Origin of the sequence: Pseudomonas sp. UMAB-40 (genome assembly GCF_900095275.1) — a bacterium.
GTDB classification, from domain to species: domain Bacteria; phylum Pseudomonadota; class Gammaproteobacteria; order Pseudomonadales; family Pseudomonadaceae; genus Aquipseudomonas; species Aquipseudomonas mandelii_B.
This window is the reverse complement of sequence record NZ_LT607577.1, coordinates 1-17,728: the sequence shown is the minus strand read 5'-3', so window position 1 is coordinate 17,728 and position 17,728 is coordinate 1. Positions and strand designations below refer to the sequence as shown.

The 17,728-nt window shown below is 60.7% G+C and carries 13 protein-coding genes; 5 read left to right on the top strand and 8 right to left on the bottom strand.

Annotated features, from left to right (window positions below):
- Positions 1-33 precede the first annotated feature (33 nt).
- The 5 genes from K0F88_RS28730 to K0F88_RS28710 are packed head-to-tail and all read left to right on the top strand — an operon-like array spanning position 34 to position 9,383.
- Positions 34-1,746 (top strand): DUF2138 domain-containing protein, encoded by a 1,713-nt coding sequence (locus K0F88_RS28730; protein WP_094470436.1) that lies wholly within the window; start codon positions 34-36, stop codon positions 1,744-1,746.
- Complete coding sequence (locus tag K0F88_RS28725) at positions 1,731-2,381, top strand: DUF1175 domain-containing protein (protein ID WP_094470437.1); 651 nt, start codon at positions 1,731-1,733, stop codon at positions 2,379-2,381. Before K0F88_RS28730 ends, K0F88_RS28725 begins: the two co-directional genes overlap by 16 nt.
- Positions 2,378-6,943: an alpha-2-macroglobulin gene (locus K0F88_RS28720; protein WP_094470438.1), complete on the top strand. Its 4,566-nt coding sequence runs from the start codon at positions 2,378-2,380 to the stop codon at positions 6,941-6,943. Before K0F88_RS28725 ends, K0F88_RS28720 begins: the two co-directional genes overlap by 4 nt.
- Position 6,944: 1 nt before the next feature.
- Positions 6,945-8,564, top strand: coding sequence for a DUF2300 domain-containing protein (locus tag K0F88_RS28715; protein WP_219097472.1), 1,620 nt, complete (start codon positions 6,945-6,947; stop codon positions 8,562-8,564).
- 3 nt (positions 8,565-8,567) lie between these two features.
- Positions 8,568-9,383, top strand: coding sequence for a YfaP family protein (locus tag K0F88_RS28710; protein WP_094470440.1), 816 nt, complete (start codon positions 8,568-8,570; stop codon positions 9,381-9,383).
- A gap of 399 nt (positions 9,384-9,782) precedes the next feature.
- Here K0F88_RS28710 and K0F88_RS28705 read toward each other — a convergent pair whose 3' ends face one another.
- The 8 genes from K0F88_RS28705 to eat all read right to left on the bottom strand — a co-directional run bounded on the left by K0F88_RS28705 (position 9,783) and on the right by eat (position 17,431).
- Positions 9,783-10,529 (bottom strand): S24 family peptidase, encoded by a 747-nt coding sequence (locus tag K0F88_RS28705; protein ID WP_094470441.1) that lies wholly within the window; start codon positions 10,527-10,529, stop codon positions 9,783-9,785.
- A 230-nt stretch (positions 10,530-10,759) separates the two neighbouring features.
- Positions 10,760-11,287 carry an inorganic diphosphatase gene (gene ppa / locus K0F88_RS28700; RefSeq protein WP_027924322.1) on the bottom strand — a complete coding sequence of 176 codons (528 nt, stop codon included), beginning with the start codon at positions 11,285-11,287 and terminating at the stop codon, positions 10,760-10,762.
- 113 nt (positions 11,288-11,400) lie between these two features.
- The gene (locus tag K0F88_RS28695) at positions 11,401-12,213 is read right to left on the bottom strand and encodes a zinc-dependent peptidase (RefSeq protein WP_219097471.1); all 813 of its coding nucleotides are present in this window, start codon (positions 12,211-12,213) and stop codon (positions 11,401-11,403) included.
- 6 nt (positions 12,214-12,219) lie between these two features.
- The gene (locus K0F88_RS28690) at positions 12,220-12,876 is read right to left on the bottom strand and encodes a DedA family protein (RefSeq protein ID WP_219097470.1); all 657 of its coding nucleotides are present in this window, start codon (positions 12,874-12,876) and stop codon (positions 12,220-12,222) included.
- 238 nt (positions 12,877-13,114) lie between these two features.
- Entirely contained in the window at positions 13,115-13,573 is a 459-nt protein-coding gene (locus K0F88_RS28685; protein WP_109635166.1) for an N-acetyltransferase, read from the bottom strand.
- A 120-nt stretch (positions 13,574-13,693) separates the two neighbouring features.
- On the bottom strand, positions 13,694-14,518 hold the full coding sequence (gene eutC / locus K0F88_RS28680) for an ethanolamine ammonia-lyase subunit EutC (protein WP_219097469.1): 825 nt from the start codon (positions 14,516-14,518) through the stop codon (positions 13,694-13,696).
- A gap of 8 nt (positions 14,519-14,526) precedes the next feature.
- Entirely contained in the window at positions 14,527-15,921 is a 1,395-nt protein-coding gene (locus tag K0F88_RS28675) for an ethanolamine ammonia-lyase subunit EutB (RefSeq protein WP_219097468.1), read from the bottom strand.
- A gap of 139 nt (positions 15,922-16,060) precedes the next feature.
- The gene (eat, locus tag K0F88_RS28670; protein ID WP_219097467.1) at positions 16,061-17,431 is read right to left on the bottom strand and encodes an ethanolamine permease; all 1,371 of its coding nucleotides are present in this window, start codon (positions 17,429-17,431) and stop codon (positions 16,061-16,063) included.
- Positions 17,432-17,728: the final 297 nt, after the last annotated feature.

Here is a 17,728-nt window from a genome sequence, read left to right as displayed (position 1 = left end):
CCCGCTCCACGGATGACATCGGGTTTTGTGAACATGAGCGATAACACTGTTTCTCCGGCCGCCGAAACGCCAGCTGCCAAAACTCCTCGCCGCTGGCCGACGCTGCTGGTCGGGCTGGTCCTGGTGGCCGGCGTCGCGGCCGGATTGGGCTGGTTCATGCACAAACCCAAGACGCCACCGGCAGCGTTGGCCAGCGACAAACTGGGCATGAGCCGCCCGGACGGTCTGCTCGAAACCCATTCCCTGAGCCAATTGCCCAAGGACTTGCTGGCGGTGCCGTTCCTCAAGGAAACCCTGACTGAAGATTTCGTCTTCTATTACGAAGCCCATGCCGATCGCCTCGGCTTGATCGGCAGTCTGCGGCGAATCATTTATGAGCATGATCTGAAGTTGCAGGACAGTTTGATCGAGCAGCTCTTCGATCAACCGGCGGATGTGGCGTTGTGGCGTGGGGCGGACGGTCGTCTCAAAGACTTCTTGTTGGTGATGGATCGCGGGGGGCTGGCCAAGGTGCTGGAGCCGCTGACGAAAGTGGCGCTGGATGATTCGCAGCTGTCCGCCGTCGCCACAGTGAAAGTCGGCGCCGATGACGTGACTCTCTATCAACTGACCTATAACAACAGCAAGGCGCTGCTGTTCGCTTCCCATGGCGACAAACTGGTGGTGCTGTCCAACCCGACCAAACTCTACGATCCAGAAGGCGGAGCTTCGGAAGAACCGGGCAGCGTTTCGACCCAGTCCATCGCCGCGTTGCTCAACGGCGACAAACTGTTCCCCGAAGCCTTCGGCCTGCCACCGCGCGCGCCCGAGGTGAAACAACGCCTGTCGGTCAACGCCAGCGTCCTGGCCATGGGTTACCAGCGTTTCATCCCGAATTTCGCCGGCCTGCGCTTCGACATGGACGACAAGGGCTGGCATAGCTTCCTCGCCATGGACGAACTGGACAACCAGCCGGACTTCGATTTCAAACCGATCTGGCAAGCCATGCCGATGGGCGCCAGCGCCTGCGTGGCCTTGCCGCTCGCCGCCGAACAGCAGAAACCGCTGCTGGTGAAACTCGGCGCCGAAGAATCCGTGGCCCAGGCGCTGACCGAACACATGGCCGGCGCCGCCGGGCTGTGCTGGTACGCCGATTCGCGGTTGTACACGCCGTTGCTGGTGGCCAGCCTGAATGATGATGACAGCGCCAAACTCGACGGTGACCTGGGCAACCTGTTCAGCTCGATGGTCGGCGCCTATGAAGGCAACGTCGAAGAACACGCGTTCCCGGTGGTCGAGAAACAGGAAGGCCAAAGCCATCAGTGGCAGCGCCAGGTCAGCTCCAACTTCGGTCCCTACAAAGCCAAGGACGCCGAGAACCCGGACGCAATCACCGGCAAGGCGTTCATGAAAGTCAGCTTGGCGCGTCACGGTTCGACGTTGCTGTTCTCCCTCGACGACAAGCTCGTGGACAAGGCCCTCGGCACTCTCGACAAACGCTTCCCGCCGATGGCCGACGTGGTGCCGAAAGACCTGCTGATGCCGGTCTACTTCGGCCCGGAATCCATGGCGCAACTGATGCAACAGGAAACCCTCGACAGCCTGCCACAGGACATGGAGCCGGTGTTCTACAACGCCGCGCAAACCTACCTGATCCCGAAACTGCGCAAGCTCGGCGGTTATGGCAAATACGCCCTGACCTTGCCGGAAGGCAGCGAACCCAACGGCCACTGGCAGTGGCTGCCGCTGGAATGGAAAGCCCTGTGACAGCACTTATCCGAGGCCTCGGCCTGCTGGCGTTGCTACTGGGCACCCGAGCCTTTGCCACTGAGGCGCCGCCGCTGGACGTGCAGCAATCCCAGGTATTCCGCGCCTGGTTCGTGCGCATCGCCCAGGAACAACTGTCCCAAGGCCCGAGCCCGCGCTGGTATCAGCAGGACTGCGCCGGCCTGGTCCGTTTCGCCGCCAACGAAGCGCTGAAAGTCCACGACGACAAATGGCTGCGCAGCAATGGCCTGTCCAACCGATATCTGCCGCCAGAGCTGCAACTGAGCGAGGCCCAACGCGGCCTCGCCCAGCAATGGCAGCAGGGCGGCGGCAAAGTCGGGCCGTACGTCAACGCAATCAAACTGATTCAGTTCAACAGCCATCTGGTCGGCCGCGATCTGGCGCAAGCCCGGCCCGGCGACCTGATGTTTTTCGATCAGGGCGACGACCAGCACCTGATGATCTGGATGGGCCGCTACATCGCCTATCACACCGGCACCACCACCCCGACTGACAACGGCATGCGCTCCGCAAGCCTGCAGCAACTCATGACATGGAAGGACACCCGATGGATACCCGACGCAGCCAACCCCAACTTCATCGGCGTCTATCGACTGAACTTTCTCTCCCAATGATCGGTGCCCGCATGTCGCGTTTCCTGCCTCTGCTGTTGGTTTTGGTGCTGCCGTTTTCGGCGGTCAACGCCGAAGACACCGTCGAGCCGAGCGGCTACACGCCGGTGGCCGGTGAAAGCTTTTTCCTGCTGGCCGACAGCAGTTTCGCCGCCGACGAACAGGCGATGGTCCGCCTCGAAGCGCCGGGCCGCGATTACCGTCGGTTCCGCATGGAGCCTTACGGCGGCGCCGACATTCGCGTGTACCGCATCGACAAACCACTGGATTTCCTCAAGCGCCAGAAGAACCTGCACCGGGTGGTCAGCGACGGCCAGTTCAAGGGCGAAGGCTTGTCGAATACGCTCGCGTACCTGTGGGACAACTGGTACCGCAAATCCCGTCGGGTGATGCAGCGGGCGTTTTCCTACGAGTCCCGCAAACAAGTCACCGAGGAAGTGCCGGAACTGAAGATGGGCAGCGCGATTGCTGCACCAACGCCTTACGACGCTCAGCCGCAATTCGCGCTGATTCCGGGCCTGCCGGTGGTCAGCCAGTTCCGTTATCCGCTGTGGCAAGCCAAACCGATCCAGCCGCCTACCGGTGTGAATCTGGCCGGTTCGTCGAGCGAGTTCGTCAGCGTCGCACCGGGTAACGTGTACATCCCGTTGGGCAACCTGAAACCGGGCCTGTATCTGGTGGAAGCGCTGATCGGCAAGTACCGCGCCACCACCATGGTCTTCGTTTCCAACACTGTGGCCGTGAGCAAGATTGCCGGTGATGAGTTGGTGGTCTGGGCTGCGCGCAAGCACGAAGGCAGTTCGGTGCCGAAGGTCAATGTGCTGTGGACCGATGGCCTGGGTGTAATGAGCAGCGGCGCCACCGATGCCGATGGTTTGTTGCGCCTGAAACACGTCAGCCCGGAGCGTTCGTTCGTGATTGGCGAGGACGAAGAGGGCGGGGTGTTTGTCTCCGAAAACTTCTATTACGACAGCGAAATCTACGACACCAAACTCTACGCCTTCACCGACCGGCCGCTGTATCGGCCGGGGGATTGGGTGTCGCTGAAAATCGTCGGTCGCGAGTTCAAGAACGCCCGGGATTCCGTGGCGCCGACCGCTGCCGACGTCAACGTGACGGTACTCGATGCCACCGGCACAGCGCTGCAATCGCTGGCGCTGAAGCTGGATTCCAAGGCCGGCACCCAAGGCCGATTCCAGTTGCCGGACAACGCCGTGGCCGGCGGTTATGAGCTGCGTTTTAGCTACAAGGACCAGGCCTACAGCAGCGCCTTCCGCGTTGCCGAATACATCAAGCCGCACTTCGAAATCTCGCTGAACCTGGCCAAGCAGGATTACCGCACCGGCGAACCGGTCAAGGGCAACCTGGTGCTGCTGTACCCGGACGGCAAACCGGTGGCCGATGCCAAGCTGACCCTGAGCCTGCGCGCCCAGCAATTGTCGATGGTCGATAACGAGCTGCAATACCTCGGTCAGTTCCCGGTGGAGCTGACCAGTACCGAACTGACCACCGACAGCAAAGGCAACGCGACCCTCGACCTGCCGGCCGCCGAAAAACCGAGCCGTTACATGCTCACCGTGTTTGCCAGCGATGGCGCGGCGTATCGGGTCAAGACCACCAAGGAAATCCTCATCGACCGTGGTGCCGCGAGTTTCCGCTTGAGCGCGCCGCAGCGCTTCAGTGCCGTGGGCGACAAGGTTGCGTTCAGCTATTTGAATGAGGGTGGCAGCGAGCAGGCCAAAGCCGTCATGCCGGGCAGCTACAGTTGGGTGCGCCTTGAAGACCAGAGCACTGGCGAAGGCAAACTCGCCGCGACGGATAAAAGCTTCACCTTGGCCTTCGACCGTCCAGGCACCTACAACCTGACGTTGAAGGATGACCATGGCCGCGTCGTCGGCGCCACCGGCCATTCGGTGACTGGCGATGGCGTCAAAGCCGTGCCCGGCACCGTGGAAATCGTCCTCGACAAACCCGAGTACAAGGCGGGCGACGAAGCCCTGGCGTTGATCACTTTCCCTGAGCCGGTCAGCGATGCGCTGCTGTCCCTTGAGCGGGACAAAGTCGAGGCCACGGCGTTGCTGTCCAAGGGCGGCGACTGGCTGAAGATGGAAAAACTCAGCGACACCCAATACCGCGCGCGCATCCCGGTGAAGGACACCTTCGCGCCGAACCTGACGTTCTCGGTGCTGTACACCAAGGGCGGTCAATACAGTTTCCAGAACGCTGGCATCAAGGTGATTGCGCCGCAAATCGACGTGGCCATCGTCACGGACAAAGAGGCGTATCAGCCGGGCGATACCGTGTCGGTGGACCTGACCACCCAGTTCGCCGGCAAGCCGATTCCGGCACACCTGACGGTCAGCGTGGTCGATGAAATGGTCTACGCGCTGCAACCGGAAGTCGCGCCAACCATCGACCAATTCTTCTACCACCCGCGCCGTAACAATGTGCGCACCAGCGCCAGTCTGTCGTTCATCAGCTACGACGTTGCGTTGCCAGGCAGCCCCGGTGCACCGGGCAAAGCCAATCGCAGCGAGCGGGGCGTGAAAGTGCTGGAGCGGCCCCGTCGTGAAGACGTCGACACCGCCGCGTGGGAACCGGAGTTGATCACCGACGCCAACGGCAAAACCCGCTTCACCTTCAAGATGCCGGACTCGCTGACCCGCTGGCGCATCACTGCCCGCGCCATCGCCGATGACGGCCAGGTCGGGCAGAAGAAGCAATTCCTGCGCTCGGAGAAACCGCTGTACCTGAAATGGAGCGGCCCGACTCACTTCCGCAATGGCGACAAACCGGAGCTCGGTGTGTTCGCCTTCAGTCAGGCAGAAAAACCGGTCAAGGCCGAGTTGGTGATCCATTACGGCGGCGCCGAACAGCGCGTGCCGGTGACCCTGAACAATGGCATCAACTACATCGCGCTGCCGGCGTTTGCGTTGACCTCCGGCGAGTGGAGCGCCGAACTGGTGCAGGACGGCAAAACCGCCGACGCCCTGGCCGTGCGCCTGACTGCAACCGGCGAAGGCTGGCAGGTCACGCAAAGCCAAAGCCTGGACGTGGTCAGCGGCGACACACCGCTGACCTTGCCGGCGGACGCGACGGATATTCGCCTGCGTCTGGATGACAGTCCGCAAGCGCTGTTCCGTTCGGCGCTCGATGATCTGCTGAGCTATCCGTATGGCGGTGTCGAGCAGACAGCAAGTCGTTTGCTGCCATTGAGCATTGCGTACCCGACCTTGTCGTCGAACCCGCAGATCCGCGATCGCTTGCGCCTGATCATGCAAAACAGCCGTCTGCGCCTGGTGCAAATGGCCGGGCCTTCCGCGAGCTTCACCTGGTGGGGCATGGACGGTGAGCCGGATGCGTTCCTCACTGCCTACGCCTATTACGCCGACTGGCACGCCAGCAAAGCACTTGAACTGAGCCTGCCGCCGGAGCATTGGCAGCGGGTGCTGGAGGTGTATTCCAAGCAGGCGAAAAACACGCCGCTGTTGCAGCGGGCGCTGATTCTGTCGTTCGCCAAGCAGATGCAATTGCCGGTCAACACGTTGCTCAGTGGCTTGATGGATGACCTGGCAAAAGCAGGCGAGGGCAATGCTGCGAACCTGATGGAAGATGGCGAGGACAGCCTTGTCATGAGCGATCCTGATTCGGCGCTTGGCTTGGCGGCTGCTCGTGCGCTGACTGCCTCGTTGGCGAAGCAATCGAAGGTGACTCTGCCGGACGCATTCAGTCGTCAACTGCCGGATGCGCAACAACGGCTGGCGGTCAGTTCTCAACCGTTTGCCGAAGCCTTGAACCTGTCGCTGCAACCCTTCGATCAGGCTCACGCGCAAGCGTTGTTGCAACGTTTACTGCCGCAGCAATCGACCCTGGAACGCGCTCTGGCGCTGACCTGGTTGCAACGCAGCATCGAGCAGGCATCACCCACCATCGCACTGGCCCCGGGTGAAGGCTGGAAAAAACAACACGGTGATACCGGTGAGATGTACTGGACGTGGCAGGGTGCTTCGCCGGTACCGGCCGTGTTGTCGCTGACCGGGACGCAAGAACGTCCGTTGCGCGCCGCGTTGAGCTTCCAGACCATGCAACCGCCGGTTGAGCCGATGGCGGTGACCATCACCCGTCGCCTGTCGCGTCTGGTGCCGGGCGACGAAGCCTTCACCTTCAAGCTGGAAGCGATAGGCAGCAAGCCTTTGTCCAGCGACAGCCTGTACCTGGACGAAGTGATCATCACCAGCAAAGCCGCCAAACCGCTGCGCTACGGCATGCTCGAAGTGCCGCTGCCGCCGGGCGCGGATGTCGAGCGCACCACGTGGGGCATCAAGTTGATGGGCAAGGCCGGCACCGAGCCGACCGCACTGGAGAAAGCGCGTTTCGAACCGGGCCAGATGGCTTACGCGATTCCGGTCGATGCCTTGAGCGGCGAACTGCGCCTGCGTCATTTGGTGCGCTTCTCACAGAAAGGCCAATTCAACCTGCCGCCGGTGCGTTTCACTCAGGTCTACGCGCCGCAGCATCAAGCCCAGGAACAGAAACCGGCCCTCGGCCAGGTCACGGTCAACTGACATGCCCCGAGCGCTGCTCTGGTGGCTGCTGTGTTTGATCCCTGCGCTGGCGACAGCGCAGGAGGAGCCGCTGCGTCTGGGCTTCAAGGGTGAATTGATTTCGTTGAGCCGGACTCAGGTGATTTCACGCGAGCCATTGCCCAGTGATTTGCAGGCGCCGTTGGGCAGTTTGTGGAAGTTGTTTGTGTACGGCTGGTTGGTGGATACCGGCGCCCGTGAGCCAGCGTATGAGTGTCGCGGGCAATCGAAAGAGGAAGTTTATTGCTGCACCGCGGGCGGCAAGATTGAGCGCGATCAGGCGTTGGTGAAATCGTGTGGCTTGTACTTCGAGCCTGCACGATTGGGTATTTCTGATGCAGGCTGGCGGGAATATTGGCAGGCTCGGCAGGCGCCGGAATGGTTGCTGAACCTGCCTTCGTTACAGCCTTCTACGCGAGTTTCCGTGGCTGAATTGCTGAAAGTGCTGGCCGTGATGCCGGCGCAGGATCAGGCGCGGCGGGTGTTGCTCGATGTGGTGCTAAGCGCCTCTGACGGCAATGTCGTCGGCGAACTCGGTGGCCGATTGCGGGTGAAAACCTGGAGCTGGTTGGGCGATCAGGACCCTTCGTCGCGTCAGGGTGGGTTTGCGGGTTGGATGGCGGACGGCACGCCGATCTGGGCGGGTGGGCGCGGGACCAGTCAGATGGTGCTTCGTCATTACGGTGCTGCGTTGGCTTCGGTGTTGCCGGCGGATTGGCCTTTGGATGCGGGACGTTGCGTCGAAGTCGGTCTGTTTTCCCGTTATCCGATCGGGCGTGTTCTTGCGGGGGATCGGGTTGTTTCTTCCGGGCCTCTGCAGGGCGACTATCGCGTCGAATTCGCCAATGGCAATCAGCTGGATATCCACAGCGATGGCGAACTGTTTCTGCTTAAGGACAAACTCGTCGCTCGACTCGACCGTGAAGAATACGTCGCCCGCGTCCTGCAAAGGGAAGCCAAACCCGAACCCGTTGAAGCCGCCAAAGCCCTGGCCATCGCGATAAGAACCTACCTGCTGCAAAACGCCACCCGCCACGGCGACTGCCTGAGCATCGACGACAGCAGCAGTCGCCAACGCGTCGCCCCACGCCCGGCCACCGCTGAATCACGCCACATTGCCGCCTGGACCAGCGACCTCGTCCTCGCCGGCAGCACCGTCACCTACCACTCCGACCAACCCGGCCCGGACAAACTCTCCTGGCAGCACGCCGTCGAACAAGCCAACGCCGGCCAGCGCTACGACGCCATCCTGTTGCACGCCTACCCGCGCGCCAGCCTCAGCCGCTGGGACAGCCCCGTCGCCTCCTGCGAAGCACTGCCCGCCGCGCAAGACTGGCTTCAAAAGCAACGCCGCGGCTGGCGCACGCGGTTGGAAAGCGAAGTCGGCTACAACGACGTCAGCACCATCGCCGTCTGCCGCCTGGCCTTCGGGCGCCCCTACGTCGACCGCGAACGTCAACGCCTCTATGTGCGCGGCGTGCTGTCACTGCAAGACCGCCTCGACCTGACCCATGAATACCTGCACCTGGCCTTCGAAGCACACCCCAACGGCCAGGATGAAACCTACATCGAAGGGCTCGCCCGACATCTCTTGCTGGAATAGGCCATGAAACTCCGTTATCCACAGGTCTTCCTGTTCCTTTGTTCTTTTTGTGTACTGCCGACGGTTTTTGCGGCTGAGAGCGGCGTGAAACTCGATACGCCCGTTGGCGGCTGGCGCACCGGCGCGGCCGAGGGGGAGGGTGAAAACTTCCGTCAGACGGTCAACTATCCAGCCTCCTCGGTGAATACCCCGCTGGGGCAGGCCAACACTGCGCGCATCACCGGGCAGATCAAAGCCGCGCCCAAGTCCGGCGAACCTGGGCGGTTGATCGTCAACGGCGTCAGCATGCCGCTGAAGATTGATCCGGCCGGGCGTTTTGATCGACCGTTCTCGTTTCCCAATGGCAGCAACAGCGTTGAAGTTCGTAGCCCTGATGGACAGCAACGGTCTCGGACGCAGTTTCTTAATGTCAGTGGTGGGGCTACGCCGGCCAAGTTGCGGGTGCTGCTGGCCTGGGACAGCGATGGCACGGATCTGGATCTGCACCTCATCACGCCTGACGGTGCGCACATTTGGTATGGCGATCGGGTTGCACCGAATGGTGCGGCGCTGGATGTGGACGTGACGACGGGGTATGGGCCGGAGATTTTTGCCATGCCGGCGCCGATCAAGGGGCAGTATCTGGTGTATGTGAATTACTTCGGGGGCGGGTATCGCAGTGATGAGGAAGGGCAGGAGGAGGCGGTTCAAGCGCTGACGACGGCGCAGGTGACGGTGATTACGGAGGAAGGGACGCCTAACGAGAAGATGGAGACTTTTCTGGTGCCGATGCGGGCGGTGGGGGAGTTGACGTTGGTGAAGGGGTTTAGTTATCCGTGAGGAATTGTGCAGCAGGTTGCTGCACTATTTACTTTTTCCAGGCATTAAAAAGCCGGCTTGTGGCCGGCTTCTCGGGGACTGGCTTGGTTCATTTTTGGTAAACCTCGCCAGCCTTCAAAACGTACACCCGGATCTTGCGTCCGGCTGTGGGACTCGGCGAGAAAATCATCTGCCGTGTCGGTGCGATCAGAGCCGCGGGGCGGGGTGATGCGCAAATGTGGGGCGCAGCATACTGATTTTCTTGGGGGATTCCCAGTGTGGTGTGCGCCTTAGAGCTATCGGGGGCTCGGGATCAGGTAATCCATCCGATTTTTTGGGTGAATGTTCCATCGCTTTCGCGGGCAAGCCCGCTCCCACAGGGATTGTGGGATGCCTGTGGGATGTAAAAATGCCAGGGCGTTACAAAAACGGCACCGCCGGCCGCCGTTTGTTCAGGGTCGACCACCAGAATACCCACCCCAGCACCCTGATGTTCTGCTTATCAATCTGCTCGGCATTGAAGATTTCATCCGGGTGCTCTGCTTTGTTGTAACTGCGCAGCCGCAGGGCATTGCCCGGCATCCGGTGCAGGTATTTGATTCGCAGCATCCCGTCGTGCTCGATGGCGTAGATCTCCCCATCAATCACCTTGGTCAGTCCTCGGTCGATGGCGAGGGTGGAGCCGTCCTCAATGCGCTCGCCCATGCCGTTGCCGCTCATGTGCACGCAGAAGACATCCGTGTATTTGATTTCCAGGGAGTCGAGGTGGGTTTTGGGCAGGCGGATGAATTGGCCGGGGTCTTCGGCGACGTGGGTTTTACAGGACCCCGGGGTGATGGGGATTTCCTTGTAGAGGGGCAGTTCGACATCGGTCGGCTCGACCACCGTGTAGACGCCGCGAATGGCCTGGGCGTCGAAGGTGTTGCCGGACTCGTCGAGCAGGCGCAGATGTTTGGAGTCTTGTGGGCCTTCGCCGGTCTTGAGCCAGTCGCTGTTTACCGAGAGTAGTCTGGAGACCTCTTCCATGCGGTAGGCGGGCACACCGCGGGTGTACCAGTTATGGATATTTTGCGGCTCCGTGTCGAAGAAAGCGGCAAATCCTGTCGTCGTTATTTTCGCTTTTTCGAGGAGCGCTTTAAACCGTGGGCCGCTAGTGTTCTTTTTCATAAACACGAGTCTACGGCCGCTGGGCCGGGCTTTGAATAAACGAACCGTTCAAATTTCGAGGGAAATTTACGACCGGATGTAAGACGTATTTGGAACAAATTAAACAAGAAAAAACGTAGCGTTCTGAAACTAAACGCCCCGTTTAAAAGGCCCTTAATAGACGCCCACAAAAAACCCCGGATCAACCGGGGTTTTTTTCAAGTCGTCACAGGCGCGGGGCCAATGGCGTCTCAGCCTTTGTAGGCAGCAGCCGACTTGGTGATCGCTTCGCGAGCGGCATCTGCACCGGCCCAGCCTTCGATCTTCACCCATTTGCCTTTTTCGAGATCTTTGTAGTTCGCGAAGAAGTGCTCGATCTGCTGAATCAGCAGGGGTGGCAAGTCGGTGTATTCCTTTACGTCGACGTACAGCTGGGACAGCTTGTCGTGTGGGACTGCGATGACTTTGGCATCGCCGCCACCGTCGTCGGTCATGTTCAGGATGCCGACTGGACGAGCGCGGATCACCGAGCCTGGTGCAACCGGGTAAGGGGTCACGACCAGCACGTCGAGGGGGTCACCGTCGTCGGCCAGGGTGTTCGGGATGTAACCGTAGTTGGCCGGGTAGAACATCGGGGTGGCCATGAAACGGTCAACGAACAGGCAATCGCTGTCTTTGTCGATTTCGTATTTGATCGGCGCGTGGTTGGCCGGGATCTCGATCGCGACGTAGATGTCGTTCGGCAGGTCTTTGCCAGCCGGAATCTTGCTGTAGCTCATTGGGCGGTGCCCCCGTTAGTTGACCAAAAACACTTGGCCGGATTGACCAAAAAGTGGCGGCGATTATAGGCATATTCCGCCGTTGATGCTACGGACCAAGGGTCGTAGAGACCTTAGTCGTGTGCCTGATAGACCGGGTTCTCGGCCAGAAGTTGCCGCAGCCGGGCCAGCGGGTCCTGGCGGTAAAACAGCTTCAGTTGCTCATAGACCTGTGGATACGCCTCGTGCAGCAAATCCGGGGCGCTGAAGAAGTATTCGCTGGTGACGGCGAAGAATTCGGCGGGATTTTCTGCTGCATACGGATCGATGGCTGTTTCGGCGTCTGGATTACGGTCAAGGTGCCGATTGAGGTCGTCGTAGGCGTGCTGCATGACCTTGGCCCACTCGCTGACCCGCATGTCGGGGTGCAGCGGCGGCAAGCCGTTGGCGTCGCCGTTGAGCATGTCGAGTTTGTGTGCGAGCTCGTGAATCACCAGGTTGTAGCCTTCCCAGCCACCGCTGGCCATTACGCCGGGCCAGGCGAGGATGATCGGGCCTTGCTGCCAGGCTTCGCCGCTGTGTTCGCCGTCCCACTCGTGTTCGACACCGCTGGCATCGCGATGCCGTTGGGGGCTGAGGAAGTCGTCGGGGTAGAGGACGATTTCGTGGAAACCCTGATACCAGTTCAGATCGCCCAGGTGCAGCAGTGGCAATTGCGCTTGAGCGGCGAGCAGCAGGCGTTGTTCCTGATGGAGTTCAACGCCGGGCAGGGCGGTCAGGTGTTTATCTTCCAGGAACAGCACGCTGGCTTCACGCAGCCACCGGTCTTCGGCGGCGCTGAGACCATCGAGAAAACTCAAGTGATGGCGCACCCGCTGCCACACGTCGTCGGCAATCGGGTGTCTGGCCAGGATGCGCCGGCGACGCCAGGCGCTCAGGGACCACATCGCCAGTCAGTGCGATTGGGTTTTGGACGCGGCGTTGCCGAAACGGCTGCGGACCACGCCGATGATCATCGGTACCAGCGACAGCAGGATGATGCCCACCACCAGCAGCGAAAGGTTTTTCTTGATGAACGGCACGTTGCCGAAGAAGTAACCCAAAGTCACCAGGCCGCCGACCCACAGAATGGTGCCGAGGACACTGAAGGCGAAGAAACGCGGGTAAGGCATTTTGGCAACGCCGGCGACGAACGGTGCAAAGGTACGGATGATCGGCAGGAAGCGGGCCAGGGTTACGGTCTTGCCTCCGTGCTTGTCATAGAAGTCGTGGGTCTGTTGCAGGTAGTCGCGGCGGAAGATTTTCGAGTTCGGGTTGCTGAACAAGCGTTCGCCCGCTGTTCGGCCGATGACGTAGTTGGTGCTGTCACCGAGGATCGCTGCCAGCATCAGCAAACCGCCCAGCAGCACCGGGTCCATGCCACCGCCGGCGGCAACCGCGCCCGCGATGAACAGCAGGGAGTCGCCCGGCAGGAAGGGCATCACCACCAGACCGGTTTCGCAGAAGATCACCAGAAACAGGATGGCGTAGATCCACGGCCCGTAGTTGTTCACCAGCAAATCGAGGTAAACATCGAGATGCAGGATAAGGTCGATCGGGTTGAAATCCATGGAGGGGCACCTGTGGTGACGGCCAGACTCAGCAGGCCTGTGCGGATGACTTCGCGAAAGCCTACAGACGAGTGTAGTTTTTCTTACAAGCCGAAAAGGCCGGCATTATACGGGCTGATTGGTGAAGCGCGCGTCGAGATTGTAGCGGGGGATGTCGATGAGGCGACGGGAAGTCGAGTGACAATAAATAACCCTTTCAGTGAGAAGGGAGCGTGCTCCCTCCCCACAGACGTCAGGATCAGAGCTCGTCGCTGATCGGCAACACGTAGTTCTTGAACTCGGTGTCTTCCTTGAACCCGATGGATTCGTAGGTTTTCTGCGCCACTTCGTTATTGCTGCTGGTGGAAACGCGCATGCGCACGGCATTGGTTTCCTTGGCCATTTTCTTCGCCGTGCGGATGAGGTTGTCGGCCACCAGCTGGCGGCGGGCGTCTTCGGCGACGTAGATGTCGTTTAGGATCCACACGCGTTTGAGCGAAAGGGATGAAAAGCTCGGGTACAACTGACAGAAACCCATCAGTTTGTCGTCGCCATCGGCCAGCGCCAGGTAAATCACCGATTCCTTGCGTCGCAGACGTTTTTCAAGGAACGCCCGGGAGGAGTCTGGATAGGCCAGTGAGCCATAAAACTCGCGATATTTGACGAACAACGGGGTCAGCAGGTCCAGGTGTTCGAGGGTCGCTTGAATAATCCGCATCGATAGGTCTCGTCTTCAAGTGGCTGTCTTCACGTGCTCTGACGGCGAACGGTTCTTCACTCGGGCAGCCGTGCATCGATCCTGCCTGAAACCGGAATAGAAACGCAATGCGGAAACGGTTCAGGCATTCGGCGGGCTCAGTAGGAAATTACCTTTCATGTCCGCACCGGCGTCCGACTCCAGCGTCTGAACCTGCGCCTCGTCCTTCAGATTGACCCCCGACAACTGCCGGCGGCACGCCTCGCGCATCAGGTACAGCAAGCGGTGTGCGGCCATTCCGTAGCTCAAGCCCTCGAGCCGGACATTGGAGATGCAGTTGCGGTAGGCATCCGTCAGTCCGACCTTTGGATTGTAGGTGAAATATAACCCCAGGCTGTCCGGCGAACTGAGGCCAGGGCGTTCACCGATCAGGATCACCACCATTTTTGCGCCGAGCAGTTCGCCAATCTCGTCAGCCACCGCGACCCGGCCTTGCTCCACCAGCACCACCGGTGAAACGGACCAGCCTTCAGCCTCGATTTGCTCTTGCATCCGCGCCAGAAACGGCAAGGTATGGCGATGAACGGCCAGCGCCGACAAGCCATCGGCGACCACGATCACCAAATCCACACCGCCAGGGTTCGCCTGCGCGTATTCGCGCAGGGTCTGGGCCGACTCATCACTCAACTTTCGCCCCAGATCAGGGCGCTGCAAGTAACTGTCCCGGTTCGTGGCGGCGCTGTGCAGCAGCACACTCTCGCGCCCGGCCTCGGCCAGTTGCGAGCGGAGCCCAGCATGGTCGAACGGCAAGTGCACGGCGTCCCGGGCTTGTGCGTGGGCGTACTGGAAATCCAGCTGCGCGCTGGTCGGCATGCTGGTGCCGGTGCGGCCCAGGGCAATCCGCGCCGGGGTCAGGCGGCGCAGCTCCAGTAGCGGATTCTCTGGATCAACAGGTGGCTTATCCATTTCAACACTCATCCCAGTTGCGCCATCGCTTGGCGGAAGGCTGGCGGCAGGCTGTCGCCGAAGTGAATCTTGCCGTCCGCCTGGGTCAGGATGCCCATTTTCGCCAGCCATTGTTCGTACTCCGGCGCCGGTTTCAGACCCAGGGTCTGGCGGGCGTAAAGGGCGTCGTGGAACGAGGTGGTCTGGTAGTTGAGCATGATGTCATCGGAGCCGGGGATGCCCATGATGAAGTTGATCCCGGCCACGCCCAGCAAGGTCAGCAGGGTGTCCATATCGTCCTGATCGGCTTCGGCGTGGTTGGTGTAACAGATGTCGCAGCCCATCGGTACGCCCAGCAGCTTGCCGCAGAAGTGATCTTCGAGGCCGGCGCGGATGATCTGTTTGCCGTTATAGAGGTATTCCGGGCCGATGAATCCTACAACGGTGTTGACCAGGAACGGCTTGAAATGGCGCGCCACGGCGTAGGCACGGGTTTCGCAGGTCTGTTGATCGATGCCGTGGTGGGCGTTGGCTGACAGGGCACTGCCTTGGCCAGTCTCGAAATACATCAGGTTCTGGCCCAGGGTGCCGCGATTCAGGCTCAGTCCGGCGTCGTAACCTTCCTGCAGGACATTCAGGTTGATGCCGAAACTGGCGTTGGCTGCTTCGGTGCCGGCGATCGACTGGAACACCAGGTCCAGCGGAACCCCGCGATTGATCGCCTCGATGGAGGTGGTGACGTGGGTCAGCACACAGGCCTGGGTCGGGATTTCGTAGCGCTGAATGATTGCGTCGAGCATTTCCAGCATGGCGCAGATCGACGCGATGCTATCGGTGGCCGGGTTGATGCCGATCATCGCGTCCCCGTTTCCATACAGCAGGCCGTCGAGAATGCTCGCCGCAATGCCGGCCGGTTCGTCGGTGGGGTGGTTGGGTTGCAGGCGTGTGGATAACCGCCCGCGCAAGCCCATCGTGCCGCGGAATCTCGTGACCACGCGTATTTTCTGCGCCACCAGCACCAGATCCTGCACGCGCATGATTTTTGAGACCGCGGCGACCATCTCCGGGGTCAGCCCGGGCGCCAGGGCGCGCAGGCTCTGTTCGTTGGCCGCATCGCTGAGCAGCCAGTCGCGGAAGCCGCCGACGGTGAGGTGGCTGACGGTGGTGAACGCGTGTTTGTCGTGCGTGTCGATGATCAGTCGGGTGACTTCATCGGCTTCGTAAGGAATCAATACTTCCTGCAGGAAGTGGGTCAGGGGGATGTCAGCCAAGGCCATTTGAGCGGCCACACGCTCGCCATCGTTGAGGGCGGCGACGCCGGCCAGGAAGTCCCCGGAGCGCGCCGGACTGGCCTTGGCCATCACGTCCTTGAGGCTCGCGAAGCGGTAGGTCTGGGCGCCGACGGAATGGGCAAATGTGGCCATGGGACGGTGTCCTCCTGATGTGTAGAAGTCTTGATACCCTGACATTCCCCTGTGGGAGCCAGCAGGCTGGCTCCCACAGGGGAACTGCGTGCACTTCAATATGGCAGGCGCCGGGCAACAGGCCCGGCGCCGGTGCAACTCAGACGCCTTCGAGCATCGCATCCGCCGGCGCGTCGAAACGCTGTTTGGCGGTCAATTGGAAATACAGGTAACCAGCTGCCATGAAACCGAGGAACACGCACCCGATCAGCGTGTTGAACCACGCCATCGCCACCAGGCACACCACGGCCAGAAACAGCGCGATCCCCGGGACGATCGGATAGCCCGGCGCACGGAAACTACGTTCCAGGTTCGGCTCGGTTTTACGCAGTTTGAACAGGCTCAGCATACTGATGATGTACATCACGATGGCACCGAATACCGACATGGTGATCATCGCAGCCGTCAGGGTCATGCCTTGCAGGTTGACCAGACCATCGCTGTAGATCGCCGCGATGCCGATCACGCCGCCAGCGAGGATGGCGCGGTGCGGGGTCTGGAAACGCGAGAGCTTGGCCAGTGAGCGAGGCAGGTAACCGGCCCGGGCCAGGGCAAAGAACTGACGTGAATAGCCAAGGATGATCCCGTGGAAACTGGCCACCAGGCCGAACAGGCCGATCCACACCAGCATGTGCATCCAGCTGGAGTTGTTGCCGACCACCGCTTTCATTGCCTGAGGCAGCGGGTCGTTGATGTTAGACAGTTGGCGCCAGTCGCCGACACCGCCCGCCATCACCATCACGCCGATGGCCAGGAACACCAGGGTCAAAATGCCGCTGACATAAGCCCTGGGAATGGTGCGTTTCGGGTCCTTGGCTTCTTCAGCCGCCATCGCCGCGCCTTCAATGGCCAGGAAAAACCAGATCGCAAAGGGGATCGCCGCAAAGATGCCGGGGATCGAGCCCATGGTGAACTCGTTGGCGCCCGACCAGCCGTTAAGTGCGAAATTACTGAAGCTGAAACCCGGCGCAACGACGCCCATGAACACCAGCAATTCGGCGACTGCCAGCACGGTTACCACCAGTTCGAAGGTCGCGGCGATGCTGACGCCAAGAATGTTCAGGCCCATGAACACGAAATACGCGCCAACGGCCGCTAGCTTGGGATCAAGTTCCGGGTATTGCACGTTGAGATAGGCGCCGATGGCCATGGCGATGGCCGGGGGCGCAAAGACGAATTCGATCAGGGTGGCGATGCCGGCGATCAATCCGCCTTTCTCACCAAAGGCCCGCCGGCTGTAGGCAAACGGCCCGCCCGCGTGGGGAATGGCGGTGGTCAATTCGGTGAAACTGAAGATGAAACAGGTGTACATCGTCGCCACCATCAGTGCGGTGACGAGGAAACCCAGGGTGCCCGCGGTGCCCCAGCCGTAACTCCAGCCGAAGTACTCGCCTGAAATCACCAGGCCGACGGCAATGCCCCATAGATGCAGGGTGCCGAGTGTGGGTTTGAGCTGTGTGGAAGAAGTCATAAGTCCTCGCTGTCTTTTTTATTGTTTGATCTGTTGGACTTGCGGTACGACGTTTTCGTGTGGAGCGGGCACGCAAAGCCCGTGCCAGAGGGGCAGGGCGATGTTTTGATGTTGTCGTCAAGGGCGCCATCGCGGGCAAGCCCGCTCCCACAGGGTTTTGGGGTGGACCAATAGTTTGGGGATAACCCAAATCACTGTGGGAGCGGGCAAGCCCACGATGGCATTCTGAAGGGCGATACAGGAATCCCTGCATCGCCCCCGGTTTTTAGAAGAAGCCCAACGGATTGATGTCGTAGC

Coding starts and splice junctions, on each gene's coding strand:
- K0F88_RS28710 (WP_094470440.1), top strand. CDS start 8,568: ATGAAACTCCGTTATCCACAGGTCTTCCTGTTCCTTTGTTCTTTTTGT.
- K0F88_RS28675 (WP_219097468.1), bottom strand. CDS start 15,921: ATGGCCACATTTGCCCATTCCGTCGGCGCCCAGACCTACCGCTTCGCG.
- K0F88_RS28705 (WP_094470441.1), bottom strand. CDS start 10,529: ATGAAAAAGAACACTAGCGGCCCACGGTTTAAAGCGCTCCTCGAAAAA.
- K0F88_RS28695 (WP_219097471.1), bottom strand. CDS start 12,213: ATGTGGTCCCTGAGCGCCTGGCGTCGCCGGCGCATCCTGGCCAGACAC.
- K0F88_RS28690 (WP_219097470.1), bottom strand. CDS start 12,876: ATGGATTTCAACCCGATCGACCTTATCCTGCATCTCGATGTTTACCTC.
- eutC (WP_219097469.1), bottom strand. CDS start 14,518: ATGGATAAGCCACCTGTTGATCCAGAGAATCCGCTACTGGAGCTGCGC.
- ppa (WP_027924322.1), bottom strand. CDS start 11,287: ATGAGCTACAGCAAGATTCCGGCTGGCAAAGACCTGCCGAACGACATC.
- K0F88_RS28730 (WP_094470436.1), top strand. CDS start 34: ATGAGCGATAACACTGTTTCTCCGGCCGCCGAAACGCCAGCTGCCAAA.
- K0F88_RS28685 (WP_109635166.1), bottom strand. CDS start 13,573: ATGCGGATTATTCAAGCGACCCTCGAACACCTGGACCTGCTGACCCCG.
- K0F88_RS28720 (WP_094470438.1), top strand. CDS start 2,378: ATGATCGGTGCCCGCATGTCGCGTTTCCTGCCTCTGCTGTTGGTTTTG.
- K0F88_RS28725 (WP_094470437.1), top strand. CDS start 1,731: ATGGAAAGCCCTGTGACAGCACTTATCCGAGGCCTCGGCCTGCTGGCG.
- K0F88_RS28715 (WP_219097472.1), top strand. CDS start 6,945: ATGCCCCGAGCGCTGCTCTGGTGGCTGCTGTGTTTGATCCCTGCGCTG.
- eat (WP_219097467.1), bottom strand. CDS start 17,431: ATGACTTCTTCCACACAGCTCAAACCCACACTCGGCACCCTGCATCTA.